Genomic DNA, 18066 nt, shown 5'->3' with positions numbered 1-18066 from the left:
TTTGAGCGGAATAGGGGCAATTGAGGACGATTTATGGAGATTTATGGAGATTGGCTGGAGATTAAAAAATGTCGGGTTCGCCCACGGGTGCGCCAAAGTCGGTGCGCAGGAAGTCGAAGTCGCAGCCTTCGTCGGCCTGTCCGATGTGGCGCGAGAACATCCAGCCGTAGCCGCGTTCGAAATGCACGACCGGCGCTTTCCATGCGGTTTTGCGGCGGGCCATTTCTTCGTCACTGATGTCGACGTTGATGCTGCGGGCGTCGATGTCGACCGAGATGATGTCTCCGGTTTTGATCAGTGCCAGCGGGCCGCCGATGTAGGCTTCGGGGGCGATGTGCAGGACACAGGCACCGTAGCTGGTGCCGCTCATGCGGGCATCGGACAGGCGCAGCATGTCGCGCACGCCTTGTTCGACCAGCTTTTTAGGAATCGGCAGCATGCCCCATTCCGGCATGCCGGGGCCGCCTTGCGGTCCGGCGTTGCGCAGGACGAGGACGGTGTCGACGGTGACGTCGAGGTCGTCGCGGTCGATGACTGCTTTCATCGTGGGGTAATCGTCGAATACCAGTGCCGGGCCGGAATGCTTGAAGAAGCGCGGTTCGGCGGCGCTCGGTTTCATGACGCAGCCGTTGGGGGCGAGGTTGCCTTTGAGGACGGCCAGCGCGCCTTCCTGATACAGGGCGTTATCGACGGTGCGGATGACGTCGTCGTTATAGACTTCGGCGGTGGCGATATTGTCGCCCAGCGTTTTGCCGGTGACAGTCATGACGTCCAGATGCAACTTGTCACGGATGCGTGTCATTAATGCAGGCAGGCCACCGGCAAAATAGAAGTCTTCCATCAGATAGGTAGTGCCGTTGGGACGGATATTGGCGATCACCGGCACCTTGCGACTGGCGCTTTCGAAATGGTCCAGAGTGATGTGGTGGCCAGCGCGGCGCGCCATGGCGATGACGTGGACGATGGCGTTGGTGGAACAGCCCATGGCCATGGCGACGGCGATGGCATTGAGGTAGGCCTCGTGGGTCTGGATGTGACTTGGCGTGAGGTCGTTCCACACCATGTCGACGATGCGGCGGCCAGCGTCGGCGCACATGCGGATGTGGTTGGCGTCGGCGGCGGGGATGGAGGAGGCGCCGGGCAGGGTCATGCCGAGCGCTTCGGCAATCGCAGTCATGGTGCTGGCCGTGCCCATAGTCATGCAGGTGCCGTGGCTGCGCGCAATACCGGCTTCCATGCCGCCCCATTCTGCGGCGCTGATTTTGCCGGCGCGGCGTTCATCCCAGAATTTCCAGGCGTCAGAACCGGAGCCGAGCACTTGACCTTTGAAATTGCCGCGCAGCATGGGGCCGGCGGGGATGTAGATCGCGGGCAGGCCGGCGCTGGTGGCACCCATTAGCAGGCCGGGTGTGGTTTTGTCGCAGCCGCCCATCAGTACGGCGCCATCCACCGGATGCGAGCGCAGCAGTTCTTCGGTTTCCATGGCCAGCATGTTGCGATACATCATGGTGGTGGGTTTGACGAAGGATTCCGACAGCGAAATCGCCGGTAGTTCGACCGGGAAACCGCCCGCCTGCAAAATGCCGCGCTTGACGTCGTCGATGCGCTGCTTGAAATGCGAGTGGCAGGGGTTGAGGTCGGACCAGGTATTGATGATGGCGATGATTGGCTTATCGGCCCAGTCTTCGGGGGCGTAGCCCATTTGCATGATGCGCGAGCGGTGGCCGAAAGAGCGCAGATCGTCTGGAGCGAACCATTTGGCGCTGCGCAGGGTGGCGGGTGTTTTTTTGCGAGAGTCCATGCTGTTCTTTCTTTGATGATTCTGTTCGGGGCTGGTATTGCAGTTCTTGGGGAGCATTCTTTGGCGGGGTCCTGTTTTGCCATTAAAACACTAATATATTAGTGTGTCAAAAGAAAAGTCATCTAGAATGGAGTCCTTTGAAGGACGGCGCTTATCTGGCCGCTCTAAACCCGGATAGCCAGGCGTTCTGGTGCTGATAGTTCGCCGTTACGCCAAGTCAGCGCAACGACGCGAAGCCGGTATATCCAGCCATTGATAGACTTGAGACCCAGACCTAGATTATGAGCAGTATCGAATTCCCCACCCCTTTCAAGCTGGATCGTTCGCGCCATGCCTCAGCGCAGGTGTTTGAGCATTTGCGCGGGATGATTATTTCGCTGGCGGTGGCACCCGGCACGGTATTGCCGCGCACTGAACTGGCGGCGTATTTTGATTTGAGTCTGACCCCCATCCGCGATGCGCTGATGCGCCTGGAAGAGGAGCGGTTGGTGGATATTTTTCCTCAGCATGCGACGGTGGTGCGTCCGATTGATGTCGTCTCTGCCCGACAATCGCATTTTTTGCGGCAATCGATTGAGCTGGAAGTGGTGCATGGACTGACGCTCGATATTGCCAGGCACCCGGATTTATTACCTCGGCTGGAGGAGGCGCTTGCGCAGCAGCAAGCGGCGCTGGACGCGGAGGATTACGATCGCTTTGTCCTGGCGGATCAGGCCTTCCATAGGGTGATGTATGAGGCGGCGAAGGTGGATAGCTTGTTCGATCTGGTACGTCGCCATAGCGGTAATCTTGATCGCTTGCGGCGGCTGCATGTGCCGATTCCGGGCAAGGCTTTGTCGATTCTGCGCGATCATGCGGAAATTATCTCTGCCATCGCGACGGGCGATCCGCTGCTGGCGCAAGCGACTGTGCGCAAGCATCTGTCGGGCACGCTGGCGCATCTGGAGGATATCCGGGCGCGTCATCCTGAATATTTGATCGACGATACGGCTGCGACGGCCTAAATGTTGTGATTGGATCATTTTAGTGAGGGCTGATCGGCTTTACATTCGGATCAAAATGGCGCTGGCGCGGTATCATGGCGCCGGCGGCAACGCAGCCGGACTGGTGCAGTTTCGGTGGGACGTAGAGGAAAAAGAAAATGAATAACAGTTTGACCAAGGATGAATACGCTGCGCTGGAACAAATCGACGGGCCTGCGCGTGAGCGCGAAACCGCTTGTGTTTCCAGAAATGCCAAGCGACTGGCGGGTCTTAAATATATTGCTTACGAAAATAACAATCGTCTGGTCTTGACTGAAAAAGGTCATCAGGCACTGTTTCTACAGCAATGCATCAATGCTTTGCGCGCGCTGGAAACGGATCCTAAGGCTTATCTCGGCGGTGATGTTGAGACCTTCCTTCGCAAGAAGGGACATGTGGTCGCCGTGGAGGGCGCGGAAAACGGTTTCGAAATTACGGTAAAGGGCCGTGAAAGCCTGGCCGATATTGACGCAGCCGCACGCTGATACAGATTGTGCTTCGTTCGTGATGCGGTGGTAATGCAAGATTGGAATCAGCGGGAAGTGATGCGAAACATCGAAATAAAAAATGTTTATTTATCCCTTTGCATTCTGCGTCACGATTGGGCTATAATTCCGCTCCTGCACAGCAATGTGTCAGGAATGTTTCAGAACTCCCCGCGGGAGTAGCTCAGTTGGTAGAGCGATACCTTGCCAAGGTATAGGTCGAGAGTTCGAGCCTCTTCTCCCGCTCCATATTTGAATCGCTTGTGATCAACAAGCGGTCCTGCAAAAAAACCTGTCGTGCTTACCGCATGGCAGGTTTTTTTTCGTCTGGTCTCGCAAATGGAAAAGCGTAAATGAAAAAACAGGCCCTATTATTTTTTCATTAGTTTTCTTTTGCGTCGGGCGAAGGGGTGTCTTTGTCGTCGAAGGCGCAAACACAATTGCGGCCACGTTCCTTGGCAGTGTATAAGGCGAGATCGGTCTGTCTCAGCAACTGCATCGGGTCGCTGTCATTGTGTGCCGGAGTGATGGCATGAATGCCAAAACTGGCGCTCACCATGCCGATACCGTTTCCCTTGTGCGTGATGCGCAGATTCAGCACGCCATTGCGGATATTGTTGGCAACCGTCAGCGTGCCGGCCAGATCGGTGCCAGGCAGCAGCACCACAAACTCTTCCCCTCCATAACGTGCCGCTAAATCACCGGGTCGATTCATTCGGATGATATTGCCGATGCTGCGCAGGCACTCATCGCCAGCCGGATGTCCGTATAGGTCATTGTATTGCTTGAAGTAATCGACATCGATCATGATCATGCCCAGCGAGGTCTTGTCGCGGATGGCGCGCTGAAATTCTTTTTGCAGTGTTTCGTCAAACTGACGACGGTTGGCCAGCCCCGTCAGCGCATCCTGTAGCGCGAGTTTGCCGAGGGCGTCATTGAGTCTGAGCAAACTGCTGCGTGCTGTATGCAATTCAGCTTCTATCCGCGCATGTTTGCGAATCTGCCTGATCATGCGCAGTCCCAGTAGTGCGAGCAGGATAGACATCAGCGAAAGTACCAGCGTCAGTTGCAGGGTATCGGCCCGCCATGAATCCAGAACTTCATCCTGGGAAAGAGCCGTGGAAACGACTAAGGGATAGTGCGGCAAATGACGATACGCAATGATTCTTTCTACCTTGTCAGCGGGTGAAACGGCCCTCAGTATTCCATTGGAATTGGATGGTAATGGATAGTCGGACAAGGAAACTCCCAGCTCGGTCTGACTGCTCGCGCTGCTGAGGAAAGGTTGACGAAGGAGTGGCATGCCGTCATCCAGCGAAAGCAGAATGACGCCTTGGCGGCCGATATCGAAGCTGCCGTAGTACTGGGAGAAAGCGCTTGCTTTCAGGAAAGCGACCACCATGCCGTCGAACGATCCATCGGGGTTATTAAGGCGTCTTGAAACCGGGATGACCCAGTCGTGGCTTTGGCGGCTACGCATCGGCAATCCAATGCGCGGGCTGCGAGTAGATTGCGAACGATGGTAGTTCAGGTAGGGTAAGTCGATGGGATTGGATGGCCGCCAAACATCGTCCATCGAACTGAGCAGGATATTGCCGTTTTCGTCGAACAGAAAAAGAGACTCAAGTTCTGGCACCTGACTAACGATGGATGCCAGCCAGGGATAGAGCATGAAATGTGGGGTTTCATTGTCGCCCTCCCATCTTTGCACGATCGTTGCCAGCACCGTATCGATTTTGCTGAAGGTGTCATCGGCTTGCTGGCTCAGTGCGCTGGAGAGATTGACCGCCGTTTTTTCTGCATCTTGCAATTTGTGCTGTCTGCCATTCCATGAAAGCCAGCCGTTAATAACGATGAGAGAACAACACGCCAGCAAGACGAAGGATATCGCCAGCGACATTAAAGGCAAGCGATGACCGAGTACAGTATTTTTTTGTGGAGTCTGATGCAGATTGGTCATCTCTGGTGGCGCAGCAGGGTAGTTGACAAGGTAACTACCCGCCTGGAAATACAGTTGAATTAACGGGGAGTCGGGAATTCGCGCCCGGATGATTCAATGGGCCTTGTGCATGATGGCACCGATGCTGCAATACAGGCAAACTTTGTTAGTTATCAGCGCGTGTTGCCATTGTTGCAACTCCTTGCCGTAGCCTCGCTAGACATGCCGCTGCGTTTGGGCAGCGGCCGCCTGCCGCACTCGCAGGTGAGCCGACAATACGCCCTAATGCCTCAGCAGAAAAGAATAACAGCAGGATGTATCAGTGACAGACGTCCTGTTGAGGGTGTGTTACCCCTGATTAGCTTCTTTGGGGATTATTCTTGTATCGGGGGAATTTGTCGCTTCGCTGACGTTGATAAATTGCTTTGCATATTCAGCCCGTCTGGCCTGATCCGACTCAATGAGCAATTGGTAGCGCGTTTCTGACACCCGTTGCTGAAGTTTGGCAACGTAGCGTTCTCGCTGCAACCATTCAATAATGATGGTGGTAAGAATGCAAGTGACGCTGTACATGATGATCAGGAAATAATCAGCATGCGTCATGTCACTGACTGCGTAATAAGGCTGGCGGAAAAAAAACAGGGCGGTAGGAAGGCTGATCGACAGCAACACCAGCGAATAAGCGTAGCCAAACAAAAAGCTCATGACGATGCAGTTGAGCCAAAAAAACAGCATCGAAAGTGACTCTCCTACAAAAGGCGAGAGAGCGAAACGAATGGCAAACGCGACGGTGAAACCGCAAGCGCATATGATAACCGGCAGAAAGCCGGTTGGTCGCCAGCGTTTCGCATTTCTAAATGTGATGGAGCTCATGAGGGTTTTCTACCATTTGCATGGATTGAGTATGCATGAAACAAAGGGAAAACAGGCACTGTTTAAGGGCGCTAATAAAATTCCTGCTTGCTTGCGTAGAGACTCCTTAACGTCGGTCTTTCAACGCTGAGTTGCTTGCAAGATCCTTGCGGGCGACATCGTCACCATGAAAATCAATACTGCGCTTGAGAAACTGAACGGTTTCATTCGTCACAATTTCACGTTCATTGTCGACCGTAATGATGTGGTAACAGTCTCCCAGCCAGACCGCTTTCCTGACTTCCGCATGAATATTCTTCAGCACCATTTCGGCATTTTTAGGCGAGGCGGTTTCGTCGTCGATTGAATGGATGACCAGCGTATGGGCGCGCACCAGTGACAGCGAATGTCGCACGTAGGCCATCAATTTCTGCGCCGCCCACAGATGCCGCGCAGGAATAGCGCTGGCGCCGACTTCCGCCACACCTTCTTTTTTGAGTGCATTGGCCACGCGTTGCCGCATGACAAAATTCTTGATGCCGTAAGGATCGCGCTCTTTATAAGACCAGTTGCGATAGCCCAGCATGTAAGGGATGTTCATCATCCGGTGATACCACGGAATGGACCAGCCATCGTATTGCAGCACAGGAGAAAGCAGCACGATGCTCAGCAATTCATTGTGCCTGGACGCGACTGCCAGGGCCAGTGTGGCACCCATGCTGAGCCCGCACAGGGAAACAGTTTTGAATTCTTCCTTCAATCGCAATACTTTGTGTTCCACAGCGGCGCACCAATCCATCCAGTTCGGTGTCACCAGAGGGTCGGTGAGCGCGGCGGAGTAGTTGGGGATGTTCATGATGACCAAGGTGCAATTCATCGCTTTCAGTGCTTTGGGAATGGAACCCATCTCAAGCACCGAGCCGCAGAGTCCGTGCAGCAAGATCACTGCATGATCTGCACGGCGTTCCCTGCGTCGTTCTGATTCATATTGACTGCGTGGTTTGGAATTCATAGGGTATTCATGCGGTTCGAGCGGACTCTTTATTAACCGCCGGCATAGCAGACTGGTTGTTGGCGATGAATGGATGTATGACTACCTAAATGGTGCATTCAGATAATTTACGCAATAAGTGTGCATTTTATTCTTTTATTCATTTATTCGGGTTTTTGTATTAATACCCTCAATGTTTGAAAACAGATCGCCGGCTGTCAGCGTAATGGAGCGCCGCATTGTCGTTTGATACCTGATATTTTTTAAGTACGGATGATTAAACAATCAGCGGCGGCATGTCAGTTGCAATGCCAGTGCTGAACGGGCCAATCGCGCTGTTGCGCAAGTTCGGCTAATCGCGCGTCCGGATTGACGACGATAGGATGGCTGACGGCATCGAGCAAGGGAAGGTCGTTCGATGAATCAGAATAAAAAAATCGGGTTGCTGTTGCATTGACGTCCAGCTGTTGACTGCTCAGCCACAGGTCCAGGCAGGTCAGTTTTTGTTCGCGGAAACTGATCGGGCCGTCGATTTTCCCGCTCAGGCGACCATCTCGTATTTCCGCCTGAGGCGCAATGACCGGCACGTCAAACAGTGCGCCGATTGCCGATGATAGAAAGCTGTGTGTCGCCGTAATGATGGCCAGCACATGCCCTTGCGCCCGGTGCAAGGTAACGGTTTCGTAGGCTTCCTGACTGATGCGGGGAGTGATTTCCGTCGCGACAAAATCGGCGCGCACCGGCAGCCATTCGGCCAGTGGCTTGTGCATCAGCAACTCCAGATGAAAGCCGAGGTAGTCGGCGATATCGAGTTTTTCTGCCGCATAACGCGCCATGTAATCGGCTTGCTGTTCCAGTATCGAGGCTGGCAGATGGGCGTTGCGTACCAAATAGTTAAGCCACAGAGAGTTGCTGTCGCCGTCAAGCAAAGTATGGTCGAGGTCAAAAAGTGCGAGAGTCATGGAGCAGAAAGGAAGATGATTTGATGGTTTGATGTTGGCGGTAACACGGCCTGCAGTCTAATCGATTAATTTTCCTGCCGCATCGAAAAAAGGATAAGGGCCATCGTAGTCACCGATGGCGACCGCATGGCTGACCATATTGCCGTCTTCCCAACGATGCAGCATGTAACCGGGCGGCTCCATCCGAAAGCAACTCGGCGCTGCCGGTTTCAGGTCGAGCGCCACCTGATGCGCCGGACTAGGGCAGGTCAAAACGCGCCGACCACCGATCATTGTTTGAATATGCCGATGCAAATGACCGCACAAAATCAGTTCGATTTGCGGATGGCGGCTGACGATCTCCGCGAACGCTTCACGTCCGGTCAGTCCGATGGCATCCATGTGGGCGATGCCGGTCAGGAAAGGCGGGTGATGCATCAGCACCAGCGTCGGTCGGCCGGGCGCGCGCGCCAGCGTTTCTTCCAGCCACGCCAGCCGTTCGGCGCAGAGCTCGCCGCGTCCTTCGCGCGGCACCAGCGTATCGAGGCCAATGATGCGCAAGGGATAGCGATCGTCGATGCTGAAATGCAGGAAACCACTCGCCGGCAAATAACCGTCGCTACCGAAAGCCTCCCGCATCGCTTCGCGTTCATCGTGATTGCCAGGAATCATGATGACCGGCGCAATCAAGGGAGTCAGCAAGGTCTTGAGAAAGGCATATTCTTCCGGCCGTCCAAGATCGACCAGATCACCGGTCATCACGATCAGATCCGGCTGCGGATCGAGCGCGGCCACTTCGGCTATGCAACGTCTGAGCATGGTCTCGGTATCGACCCGGCGATACGCCAGTTTGCCGGGCATTTTGATATGGGGATCGGTAATTTGAGCGATTAGCATGGCCATTCTTTCATCGTGGGCAGGATCAATTCAATACAGTTCATGGCAGTCTTACAGCGCCAGCAAGCCTTGCGCATCGACTTGCAAGCGCACCGGCTGGCCGACTTGCAAGGTGCAGCGCGCCAGACTTTCCACCACCAGCGGTTGCGCTTCGCCGACATCGATAAAAAGCCGGGTGCGATCGCCAAGGAAAAACGCAGCGGCGACGCTGCCGTCGAGGTCGGCATGTTCATTCGCTTCAACGATGCGCACATCTTCCGGACGGAACAGCAGTTCGTTGGCAGAAGAGGCCGGCCCGTTCCAGCGCAGTAGACCGCCAGCGCAGGCAAAACCCTCCGGCGTCATGTGGCCTTGCACACGGTTCATGGTACCGATGAAATTGGCGACGAAAGCCGAAGCCGGCGCATGATAAATCTCACGCGGCGTGCCACTCTGCGCGACCCGGCCATGCGACATGACAATGATGCGGTCGCCCAAAGCCATCGCTTCATCCTGATCGTGCGTGACATAGACCGTAGTGATGTTGAGGCGGCGCAGCAGCAGATTGATTTCTACCCGCAATGCATCGCGCAGTTGGGCGTCGAGCGCCGTCAGCGGCTCGTCGAGCAGCAACGCGCGCGGACGTACCGCCAGGGCGCGTGCCAATGCCACACGCTGACGCTGACCACCGGAGAGCTGATCGATGTGGCGGTCGGCCAGCGCTTCGATGCGCATCATGGCCAGCATTTCCTCTACCCGACTGCGTTGTTCGGCGGCCGGCAGCTTGCGGATGCGCAAGCCGTAGCCGATGTTCTCCGCCACCGTCATGTTGGGAAACAGCGCATACGATTGAAACACCATGCCCACGTTACGCGCTTCAATGCTTTGCGAGGTGACGTCGATGCCGTCAAACAGCACCTTGCCGCCCGCGTCCGGCTGTTCCAGTCCGGCGATCAGACGCAGCGTGGTGGTTTTGCCGCAGCCGGACGGGCCAAGCAAGACCAGCGTTTCGCCGGCATGGACATGCAGATCGAGCGGCTCCAGCACGCGGGTGCCATCAGCAAAGGTTTTGGCGCACGATTGCAGGTGAATCGACAAAGGTGCAGCGATAGGGTGAGACATTATTTTTTCTCCGGAATGAGCGGGGTGCGAAGCGACATGCCGAGGAGCTTGCTGGCATCGTCGCTGGTATCGTCTTTATTAAAGCGAGTCGGGCGGGGACGTGCCAGTGCCTGCATGCCCAACAGCAAAGGCATGATCATCAGAAAGAAAATCAGGGTGTAGGCGCTGCCGATTTCCAGTCGTAGCGAGGCATAGGCATCGGCCAGCCCGACCGGCAGGGTTTTGGTCAGTGGCGTATGGAGCAGCCAGGTCATATTGAATTCGCCCATCGACAGTGTCACCACCATCAGCGATCCGGCGAGAATCCCGTTGCGGCAGTTGGGCAGCACCACATCAAAAAAACGCTGACGGAAACCCGCGCCTAGCGAGGCCGCTCCTTCTTCCAGCGTTTTCAGATCGATGGCCGATAACACCGCCAGCACCGAACGCACCATGAACGGCAGCGTAAACAGCACATGACCAACCAGGATGAATGCCCACGAAGTGCGAAAGCCTCTCATCGCGCCATACGTGGCGATCAGGGCCAGTGCAGTAGCCAACCCGGGCATGGCAATAGGCAATACCAGCAGCTCTTCAATCAATCGCGCCAGACGATTGCGGGTGCGCGCCAGCACATAGGCGGTCGGAATGCCGAGCAGCAAGGTCAGCGCCAGGCAAGCGACGGCAATGCCAACCGAACGGAAGATGGTGTCGCGATACCCATCCCAGACTTCCATGATCCAGCGCAGCGTCAGACCGCTTTCGAGGCCGATAAAGTAATTGGCCGTCAGTCCGGCCAGAATCGATAGCACGACTGGCACAATGAGGAAAGCGCACACCAGCAGCGTGAAGCCGAGTTGCAGCGAAAAAATGAGTTTATGTTTGCGCATGATGGTCCCGATCAGCCCGCAGCCGCGACAGTGGAACCGGCCGCGGTGCGCGCCAGCGACAGTACCAGCCAGGTGATCGCGCCGAGCATGAAACTGAGCGCTGCTGCCATGGAAATATTGGCCGACAGCGTGAACTCGGTATAGATCACCATCGGCAGCACATTGATCCGTGTGGCCAGTGTGAACGCCGTACCGAATGCGCCGACGGCGGTGGCGAAGCAAATGGCTCCGGAGGAAATCAAGGCCGGTTTCAATCCCGGCACAATGACATCCAGCGTCACGCGCCAGGTCGATGCGCCGAGCGAGCGTGCTGCCTCTTCCAGGCGCGGGTCTAGCTTTTCTGTGGCGGCCATTACCGTCAGGATGGTGCGCGGAATGGAAAAATACACATAGCCCATGAACAGGCCGAACATGGAATAAGCAAAGACCAGTCGCTCGCCGGTGAGCGCTTCGCTCACGGAACCGATCAGGCCCTGACGACCGGCCAGCATGATGACCATGAAGCCGATGACCACGCCGGGAAACGCCAGCGGCAAGGTCAGCATGGCGACCAGTGCGGCATTGCCGGGAAATTTGTGGCGCTGTAAAAAGACGCCTGCGATGCTGCTAATGACCAGCGTAGCCACTGTGGTAGCGGCCGAGATGCCGAGCGTCGCAAGTAAGGCATTGAAGTAACCGGTGTCGGTAAGGATGGCGGCGTAGGCGCTCCATCCCATGCTGCCGCTGCCGCCGACCAGAAACAGGCGGCACATGGGCAGAATAAAAAAGGCCGTGAAAAATAAGACCGTGGGCATCAGTAAAAGAAGCATGAAGGGGTGGCCGTGTCCGGTAATTCAAAAGAGGGACGGGCTGACACCGACGGCGTCAGCCCGCATACAACTGCAGATTTAGTTCACTTCGTTTTTATATCGCTCAACGATCTTTGCCTGCGCTGCCGCCAGCTTTTTCAGATCAACCGGCTTGGCGCGGGCATATTCGCTGTCCGGCAAAAACTTCGCTTTCGCTTCGGCCGACAGGTACTCGGCAAAGACTGGACGCAGATAAGCATTACCCCACATGGCCTGACTTTCTGGCGAGAGCAGATAGTCGAGAACCTTGCGACCGTTGTCGGGATTAGGCCCGTTCTTGGCCAGACCCATCACGTAAGGAAATACGACCGTTCCTTCTTTGGGGATGACGAAACGCACCGGGGCCTTATCCGTGTACTGACCGCGATAGGCGTTGAAATCGTAGTCGATCAGGATAGGAATTTCGCCCGAAATGACGCGTGCGTAGGAAGTCTGCTTCGGCACGATAGGCTGGTTTTTTGCCAATGCCTTGAAGAAGGCAATGCCCGGATCGAGGTTGTCGTAAGTGCCGCCCAGTGCCAGATTGACTGCCATCACGCCGAGCTGACCGACTGCCGCCGAGGTAGGGTCGAGATAACCGACCATGCCTTTGTATTCCGGCTTGAGCAGATCGGCCCAGCTTTGCGGCACCGGCCGTTTGCCTAATGCAGCGGTATTGATGAACAGGCCAAGCGTGCCGGAGTGGATGGTGAACCAGTTGCCCGCAGGGTCCTTCAGATCGGCTGGAATTTTTTCCCAACCCTTTGGCTTGTACGGCGTCAGCACGCCCGCGTCGCGCGCCGGATCGGCGGCGATACCACCGAGATAGACCATGTCAGTGACCGGACTGGCTTTTTCAGCAATCATGGCGGCGATCGACTGGCCGGAGTTTTTATTATCCGATGGCATCTCAATGCCGAGACGTTTATGGATGGCCTTCAGTTGCGAGCCCCAATCGGCCCATTCAGGCGGGCAGTTGTAGCAAAGGGCGCGTTGTTCGGCATGGGCCGGGGCGATGGTGACGGTGGTGACGAGGGCGCTGATGGCCAGTGCAGCCAGCAGGGCATGACGCCTGAGGTTTGAAAATGACATTTCAGATTTCTCCTTGAGAAAAAACAGCGGGGGACGGCAGGGGCAATGTTTGCGCAACGATGAGCTTGATACCGCGCTCGTTGAGCATGTCAGTGATGTGTGGCGGTGGCGGGCTGTCGGTAAAGACGCAGCTGGCATCGGTGATATGGCCGCCGCGTACGGTGGCTCTGCGGCCGAACTTGGAATGATCGAGCACCAGGAAGCGTTCGCGGCAATGGCTGCTGAGTTCAGTGCGCATGCGTACTTCGTCATGGCTGAAGTCGAGCAGGCTGCCATCTTCTGCAACGCCGCCCACGCCATAGATGCCGATATCGACTGAAAAGCGCGAGAAAAATCCATGCGCCTCGCCGGCAACGACATCACCATCCGGGTTACGCAATCGTCCACCGGCAATGGTGAGTTCGCACGACGCATTGCGAGTGAGTGCCAGCGCGACGTTGATATTGTTGGTCATGACGCGCAAGCCCTGCCGTTTAACGAGCGCTTGCGCGCATTCTTCCGGCGTGGTGCCGATGCCGAAGAATAGCGATGCGCCATCAGGGATTGCTTCCGCGACGCAACGGGCAATGTGGAGCTTGGCTTCGTGGTGCAGAATGCGGCGCGACGAATAGTGGACGTTTTCGGCATCATGGAAAATGTCGATGCCACCGTGACGGCGACGGCACATCCGGCTGTCGCATAGCGCGTTGACATCGCGTCGTATGGTTTGAGTGCTGACGCCAAAACGGATGGCCAGTGAATCGACCGACTGAAAACCTTGTTCGACGACGAGTTCAAGAATGAGGCGAACGCGATCCTCTGCGGACAGCGGGGCGGTTGGAGTATTGCTTGTTCGATTGAGCATGCGTGTGTTCATATGAAAATTATGGCTACCGAGTGTTACTGCGGTATGACACTCATATGAACGAAACAATGGACCCCTTGGTGCGGAGCGCCGCTTTGCGGGTAATTCAATATGCGGGGGAGGGGAAGTGATTTCTGCGCTTATACTGGGACGCGGATTATTTCGGCCATGTGCCGTATGCGCGGCTTGTTCCTCTTTCCCAGAAGCCTCCTAACAGGCCCTGATTCGCTTGATTTTTTTCAGAGGCCCACATGAAACTCCATAAATTATTAGCAGCGACATTGTGTTTTCTTGTCTTCAGCCCGCTGGCGCAAGCCGATGTGAAGGAAGCTGCGCATGAGGTCAAGGAATCGACAGTGCATGTCGTCAAGAAAACCGGTGCCGTGTTCAAAAAGGCCGGGCGCGCCACCGGGCATGCCGCCAGACGGATGGGGCATGACGTGGCGAGTTCTTCGCGCAAGGGCTATCGCGCGGTCAAGCGCTCAGTCCATAACGAACCGGAGTGATGCCCCTGGCATGGATTGCCGGTGGATGCTTTCTGTGATTCCGCCACTGCGGCGATCTTCAACATAACCAACACAATCAACACAATCAACACAAAAGCGAATGACTCTATGGCGGTGATGACGGAAGCCTGGTTGCATGATGCGGATGGCGCTGCCTTGTTTTATCGCGAGTGGCTGGTCGAGAATGCGTGCGGGGCGGTGCAGATCGTTCACGGTCTGGGCGAACATAGCGGCCGGTATGGCGAACTGGCCGCCCTTTTTAATGCAATGGGTTTGTCGGTGCGAGCGCAGGATCATCGTGGGCATGGCCGATCGGACGGCGCGCGGGGCAGCATCGACAAGGGCGAGGATTTTTTGCTCGATCTGAAGCAGTCGTTCGCGCATTTTTCTCATGCCACCAACAGCGTTCCGTTTTTGTTCGGGCATAGCATGGGCGGTCTGATTGCGGCGCGCTTTGCTACCGGCGGTTTTGGTCCGGTGCGCGGACTGATGTTGTCGTCGCCGGCACTGGCGATCAGATTGTCCCGCTTTCAGCGCGTATTGCTGGCACTCGGGAGTGCGCTGGCACCGGGACTGGCGATATCGTCCGGCCTACCGCCGGAGGGAATAACGCATGATCCCGAGGTACTGCGCTCCAGTCGTGAAGATACCTTGAACCACAGTAGCGTCTCGTCCCGAGTGGTGCGCTTCATGCTCGATGCGATTGCCCGCTGCCAGGCCGATGCGCCGCAGCTGACTATCCCCGTGTTGTTGCAAGTGGCCGGCAATGATTCGCTGGTGGATGCGTCTGGCAGTAAGCGTTTTTTTGCGCAACTGCCAGAGGGGCGCAAAACCCTGCACTGGTACGCGGAGGCTTACCACGAGATTTTTAATGAATCGCAGCCGTTGCGACAGCGAGTGCAGCAGGATTTGATTGCTTGGATGGAGGTGGAGATTGGGCGGGAGCAGAGGGTTATGCTTACTTGCGTTGCCTGAAAGCCCGAAAAAAAAAGCCGCCTCTATGTTTAAACAGAGACGGCTTTCAAATTGGTGCCCGAGGCCGGAATGCAATGCCTAGTGTTCATGCGGCTTTCCGAGGTGCGTGCGGGATTGGTGCGGGTTTTCGTGTTACGAACGCTCTAACTTCGGTGCGAACCCACAGCTTATGCTTGATCCGACTGGTCGGGGATTCGGGAGGAAAACCGGGCGTCTTTACGATCACGTCCCGCGCGTGCCGGACTGAACACTGGTGCAGCAAAGCAATGTCCGTCAGCGTCATCAATTCTGAACTACTCATTTTATTTTCAGACATTTTGCACTCCTGCTAATTTCGGAATCTTGGGTAAAGGTGCCCATCCGCGCCATGTGGTTTCGGTACCGTTGAAAGTGCTATACACGGCGACACCGCCAGGGTTGAGAAGCTGAACCTTGGCGCTGCGCGGGCAGGTATCCATCGGGCGCCAGAAGTAATCAGGGTCAACCGCGACGCCGGTGGTGGTGATATGCGTCATTTCGCTACCCCTACTAAAAGCAATGCGCGGTAAGCGTCGATTGCGGTACGCATTTCGTTTTCCAATTCGGCGTTGCGTTCTCGCAGATCGTTTACAAGACGCGCCAAGTTGGTCTTGCTCCACGTAGTGAAGTCGGTGGCGTATTGCGTATCGTCCATTATGCGTACCCCTTGGTTTTCATTGCGTCAAGTAAGATGTCTTGCACCTCACGTTTGGTTTGTAATCTCTCTAAAATCATTTCGTCCACGGTGTCGGCGGCGAGGATGAAGTGGATGAACACCGGCCGCTTGTGCCCGGCTTGAAGTTGTCGCACCGGGCCGATACGCTCAATGATTTGCTGGTGTTCTTCCAGGTTCCAGTTCACGCTAAAGAACGCCAGGATGTTGCTGCCATCCTGCAAGTTCAAACCGTGGCCGGCACTGGCCGGGTGGGCGAACATCAGCGGGATCTTCCCGGCGTTCCAGTCATCGATCGTTTGGCTTCTTGCATCCAGCTGCCGGCCTTCCGGGAAACGTGCTTTTAACCTGGCCAAGTCGCTCTTGAAGTGGTACGCCACCAGCACCGGCATGCCACCTGACTCTTCGATGATCTCTTCCAGCGCGTCCAGCTTCTCGTCGTGGATCGTCTTCCACTCCACGCCACCATCCAGATACGCCGCACCGTTGGCGATCTGCAAACATTTCATCGTTTTGGCGGCGGCGTTCAGGGCTTCGATCTCGTTGCCTTCCAATTCCATAAACATTTTCTTTTCCATGTCCTTGTAAAGAATCGCGGCTTTCGGCGGCAACGTCAGGAGGATCGTGTTCACGATCGGCTTCTGCAAATCGAACCAGTCGGCGGCGTCAATCGTGATACACACATCGCCAAGCGCGGCTTGTATCTGGCCTTGTGCTTCGTCCGTGGCGTCCACACCGAACCCGGTATGTGACTTGCGAAACCATCGCTGTTTGAAAGAATCGAAGGTGCGGCCAAGGCGCTGGCCGGCATCGACGAACCACATCTGTCCCCACAAATCCTGTAAGCCATTCGGGCTTGGGGTACCGGTCAGCAGGATGATCCGCTTCACTCTGGTGTGCGCTACTCTGGCCAATGCCTTGGCGCGCTGCGTACCCTGGCGCAAACGGAAACCCTTTAGCTTCGTGGCTTCATCCACCACGATAGTTTTGAACGGCCACTTTTCGCCCAGGTATTCGACAAGCCACGGCAGTTGTTCGTAGTTCGTGGTGTAAATCTGCACCTTCACCCTTAGCGCGGCTTGCCGTTCGGATAGGCCTCCGCATATTGGCATCACTTGCAAATGCTTCAGGTGGTTCCACTTGCGTACCTCCTGCGGCCAAGTGGTGCGGGCAACACGCAAGGGGGCCAATACCAGTATCGGGTACACGTCTTCGACAAGGCTCAACTCTTCCAGCGCCGTCAACGTACTGACCGTTTTGCCAAGACCCATACCCGCCCATATCGCGCACCGCTTCATTGTTTGGATGAACGCGATAATGAGTACCTGGTATCCGTGGGGTTTGAAGTCAATCGCCATTACACTCTCACCTTAAACGGTGCGCCACCATCGATTACTGGCAGGTAAGGTATCGGCATGTGGACAGCCAGGTGTTCGATTATCACGTTCACGCCTTCGATGCTATCCGTCCACACTACGCAGGCACCTGCATCAATCCGCCGCATGTGATCCCGCATTTGCGCTTCGCTTGGCTTCTTGCCGGTGGCCTTCAGCTCAACAAAAATAATGCTGCGCCGGCAGGTAAGGATGCGATCCGGTACATTGCGACGTTGCGGACTGGTGAACTTCTCGCACAGGATGTCCCACTCTTTGCACCGTTTGACCAAGTGCGCTTCGATGTTCCGTTCTAGCGTCATGTCTTCACCCCGGTTTTTAGGGAGCGGATAGCCGATGCGCCACGCTTCAACACGTTATCCCACACGCTATCTCTCACCCATTCATATCCCACGCGGTCTTGCATTTCGCAGGTGGTGGCGGCTTCTTCCAGCGCAGCATCCCGTACTTCTTCAGCATTTATATCCGCACTCGCCGTATCGGTTGCTGGCAGAGCCGGGGCAGTCGGTGCAGCGGCAAGCATTGCAGCCCATTCATATTCGCCTTCAAAGCGGCAATAGTCTGCCGCAATAAGCATAGCTCGCGTTGGCCTTACTGGTACCAGTTTCCAGCCTTCCGGCACTACCGCCTTTGCCGGTTGCCCTTGTGGCGCGGTAGCCGCCTTATCTAGCGCCGCCTGCTTTGCAAATAGCCACATTTGCCAAGCACTTCGTTCCGATTGGAAAGCATAGTCTCCTTCAGAATTCCTCTCAAGGAACATCAGATCGTAGTCTTCCACGCTCCCCGCAAAAGCCTCCTCAAACTCCCGCCGCTCTTGCTCAATATTCAATGTATCCATG

20 protein-coding genes and 1 tRNA gene are annotated in these 18066 nt (G+C 55.8%); 5 read left to right on the top strand and 16 right to left on the bottom strand.

Annotated elements, in window-relative coordinates:
- Positions 1–61: 61 nt before the first annotated feature.
- On the bottom strand, positions 62–1801 hold the full coding sequence (gene araD / locus RGU70_RS13880; RefSeq protein ID WP_322209992.1) for an L-arabinonate dehydratase: 1740 nt from the start codon (positions 1799–1801) through the stop codon (positions 62–64).
- A 281-nt stretch (positions 1802–2082) separates the two neighbouring features.
- Between araD and RGU70_RS13875 the strand changes: the two genes are divergently transcribed.
- From RGU70_RS13875 to RGU70_RS13865, 3 genes are all read left to right on the top strand, one after another.
- Positions 2083–2805: a GntR family transcriptional regulator gene (locus tag RGU70_RS13875; protein WP_322209991.1), complete on the top strand. Its 723-nt coding sequence runs from the start codon at positions 2083–2085 to the stop codon at positions 2803–2805.
- Positions 2806–2942: 137 nt separating this feature from the next.
- Positions 2943–3308: a hypothetical protein gene (locus RGU70_RS13870; protein ID WP_322209990.1), complete on the top strand. Its 366-nt coding sequence runs from the start codon at positions 2943–2945 to the stop codon at positions 3306–3308.
- A gap of 173 nt (positions 3309–3481) precedes the next feature.
- Positions 3482–3557: transfer RNA gene (locus RGU70_RS13865), tRNA-Gly, on the top strand.
- A 133-nt stretch (positions 3558–3690) separates the two neighbouring features.
- Here the strand turns inward: RGU70_RS13865 and RGU70_RS13860 are convergent.
- The 10 genes from RGU70_RS13860 to RGU70_RS13815 all read right to left on the bottom strand — a co-directional run bounded on the left by RGU70_RS13860 (position 3691) and on the right by RGU70_RS13815 (position 13661).
- On the bottom strand, positions 3691–5268 hold the full coding sequence (locus tag RGU70_RS13860; protein ID WP_322209989.1) for a sensor domain-containing diguanylate cyclase: 1578 nt from the start codon (positions 5266–5268) through the stop codon (positions 3691–3693).
- Between the two features lie 327 nt (positions 5269–5595).
- Positions 5596–6120 carry a DUF4118 domain-containing protein gene (locus tag RGU70_RS13855; protein WP_322209988.1) on the bottom strand — a complete coding sequence of 175 codons (525 nt, stop codon included), beginning with the start codon at positions 6118–6120 and terminating at the stop codon, positions 5596–5598.
- 106 nt (positions 6121–6226) lie between these two features.
- Positions 6227–7111: an alpha/beta hydrolase gene (locus RGU70_RS13850; RefSeq protein ID WP_322209987.1), complete on the bottom strand. Its 885-nt coding sequence runs from the start codon at positions 7109–7111 to the stop codon at positions 6227–6229.
- Between the two features lie 278 nt (positions 7112–7389).
- On the bottom strand, positions 7390–8052 hold the full coding sequence (locus RGU70_RS13845) for an HAD-IB family hydrolase (RefSeq protein WP_322209986.1): 663 nt from the start codon (positions 8050–8052) through the stop codon (positions 7390–7392).
- 57 nt (positions 8053–8109) lie between these two features.
- Positions 8110–8928: a phosphodiesterase gene (locus RGU70_RS13840; RefSeq protein ID WP_322209985.1), complete on the bottom strand. Its 819-nt coding sequence runs from the start codon at positions 8926–8928 to the stop codon at positions 8110–8112.
- 51 nt (positions 8929–8979) lie between these two features.
- Positions 8980–10029, bottom strand: coding sequence for an ABC transporter ATP-binding protein (locus RGU70_RS13835; protein ID WP_416186525.1), 1050 nt, complete (start codon positions 10027–10029; stop codon positions 8980–8982).
- Entirely contained in the window at positions 10029–10898 is an 870-nt protein-coding gene (locus RGU70_RS13830; protein WP_322209984.1) for an ABC transporter permease, read from the bottom strand. Before RGU70_RS13830 ends, RGU70_RS13835 begins: the two co-directional genes overlap by 1 nt.
- A gap of 11 nt (positions 10899–10909) precedes the next feature.
- The gene (locus RGU70_RS13825; protein WP_322209983.1) at positions 10910–11707 is read right to left on the bottom strand and encodes an ABC transporter permease; all 798 of its coding nucleotides are present in this window, start codon (positions 11705–11707) and stop codon (positions 10910–10912) included.
- Positions 11708–11785: 78 nt separating this feature from the next.
- Entirely contained in the window at positions 11786–12817 is a 1032-nt protein-coding gene (locus RGU70_RS13820) for an extracellular solute-binding protein (protein WP_322209982.1), read from the bottom strand.
- 1 nt (position 12818) lies between these two features.
- Positions 12819–13661, bottom strand: coding sequence for a DeoR/GlpR family DNA-binding transcription regulator (locus RGU70_RS13815; protein WP_322209981.1), 843 nt, complete (start codon positions 13659–13661; stop codon positions 12819–12821).
- A 251-nt stretch (positions 13662–13912) separates the two neighbouring features.
- Here RGU70_RS13815 and RGU70_RS13810 point away from each other — a divergent pair, with 251 nt between their 5' ends.
- Entirely contained in the window at positions 13913–14167 is a 255-nt protein-coding gene (locus RGU70_RS13810; protein ID WP_322209980.1) for a hypothetical protein, read from the top strand.
- Positions 14168–14275: 108 nt separating this feature from the next.
- Positions 14276–15142, top strand: a complete 867-nt coding sequence (locus RGU70_RS13805) for an alpha/beta hydrolase (RefSeq protein ID WP_322209979.1) — start codon at positions 14276–14278, stop codon at positions 15140–15142.
- A 308-nt stretch (positions 15143–15450) separates the two neighbouring features.
- Here RGU70_RS13805 and RGU70_RS13800 read toward each other — a convergent pair whose 3' ends face one another.
- The 5 genes from RGU70_RS13800 to RGU70_RS13780 are packed head-to-tail and all read right to left on the bottom strand — an operon-like array spanning position 15451 to position 18065.
- Positions 15451–15657: a hypothetical protein gene (locus RGU70_RS13800; protein WP_322209978.1), complete on the bottom strand. Its 207-nt coding sequence runs from the start codon at positions 15655–15657 to the stop codon at positions 15451–15453.
- The gene (locus RGU70_RS13795; RefSeq protein ID WP_322209977.1) at positions 15654–15815 is read right to left on the bottom strand and encodes a hypothetical protein; all 162 of its coding nucleotides are present in this window, start codon (positions 15813–15815) and stop codon (positions 15654–15656) included. Before RGU70_RS13795 ends, RGU70_RS13800 begins: the two co-directional genes overlap by 4 nt.
- The gene (locus RGU70_RS13790) at positions 15815–17191 is read right to left on the bottom strand and encodes a DEAD/DEAH box helicase (RefSeq protein WP_322209976.1); all 1377 of its coding nucleotides are present in this window, start codon (positions 17189–17191) and stop codon (positions 15815–15817) included. Before RGU70_RS13790 ends, RGU70_RS13795 begins: the two co-directional genes overlap by 1 nt.
- Positions 17191–17529, bottom strand: a complete 339-nt coding sequence (locus RGU70_RS13785; RefSeq protein WP_322209975.1) for a hypothetical protein — start codon at positions 17527–17529, stop codon at positions 17191–17193. Before RGU70_RS13785 ends, RGU70_RS13790 begins: the two co-directional genes overlap by 1 nt.
- Positions 17526–18065, bottom strand: a complete 540-nt coding sequence (locus tag RGU70_RS13780) for a hypothetical protein (RefSeq protein ID WP_322209974.1) — start codon at positions 18063–18065, stop codon at positions 17526–17528. The genes RGU70_RS13785 and RGU70_RS13780 overlap by 4 nt, the downstream gene beginning before the upstream one ends.
- Position 18066: the final 1 nt, after the last annotated feature.

Source organism: Herbaspirillum sp. RTI4 (assembly GCF_034313965.1).
Classification (GTDB): domain Bacteria; phylum Pseudomonadota; class Gammaproteobacteria; order Burkholderiales; family Burkholderiaceae_D; genus Herbaspirillum.
Note: the sequence above shows the minus strand (reverse complement) of the source record. Positions and strands in the feature narration are given on the sequence as shown.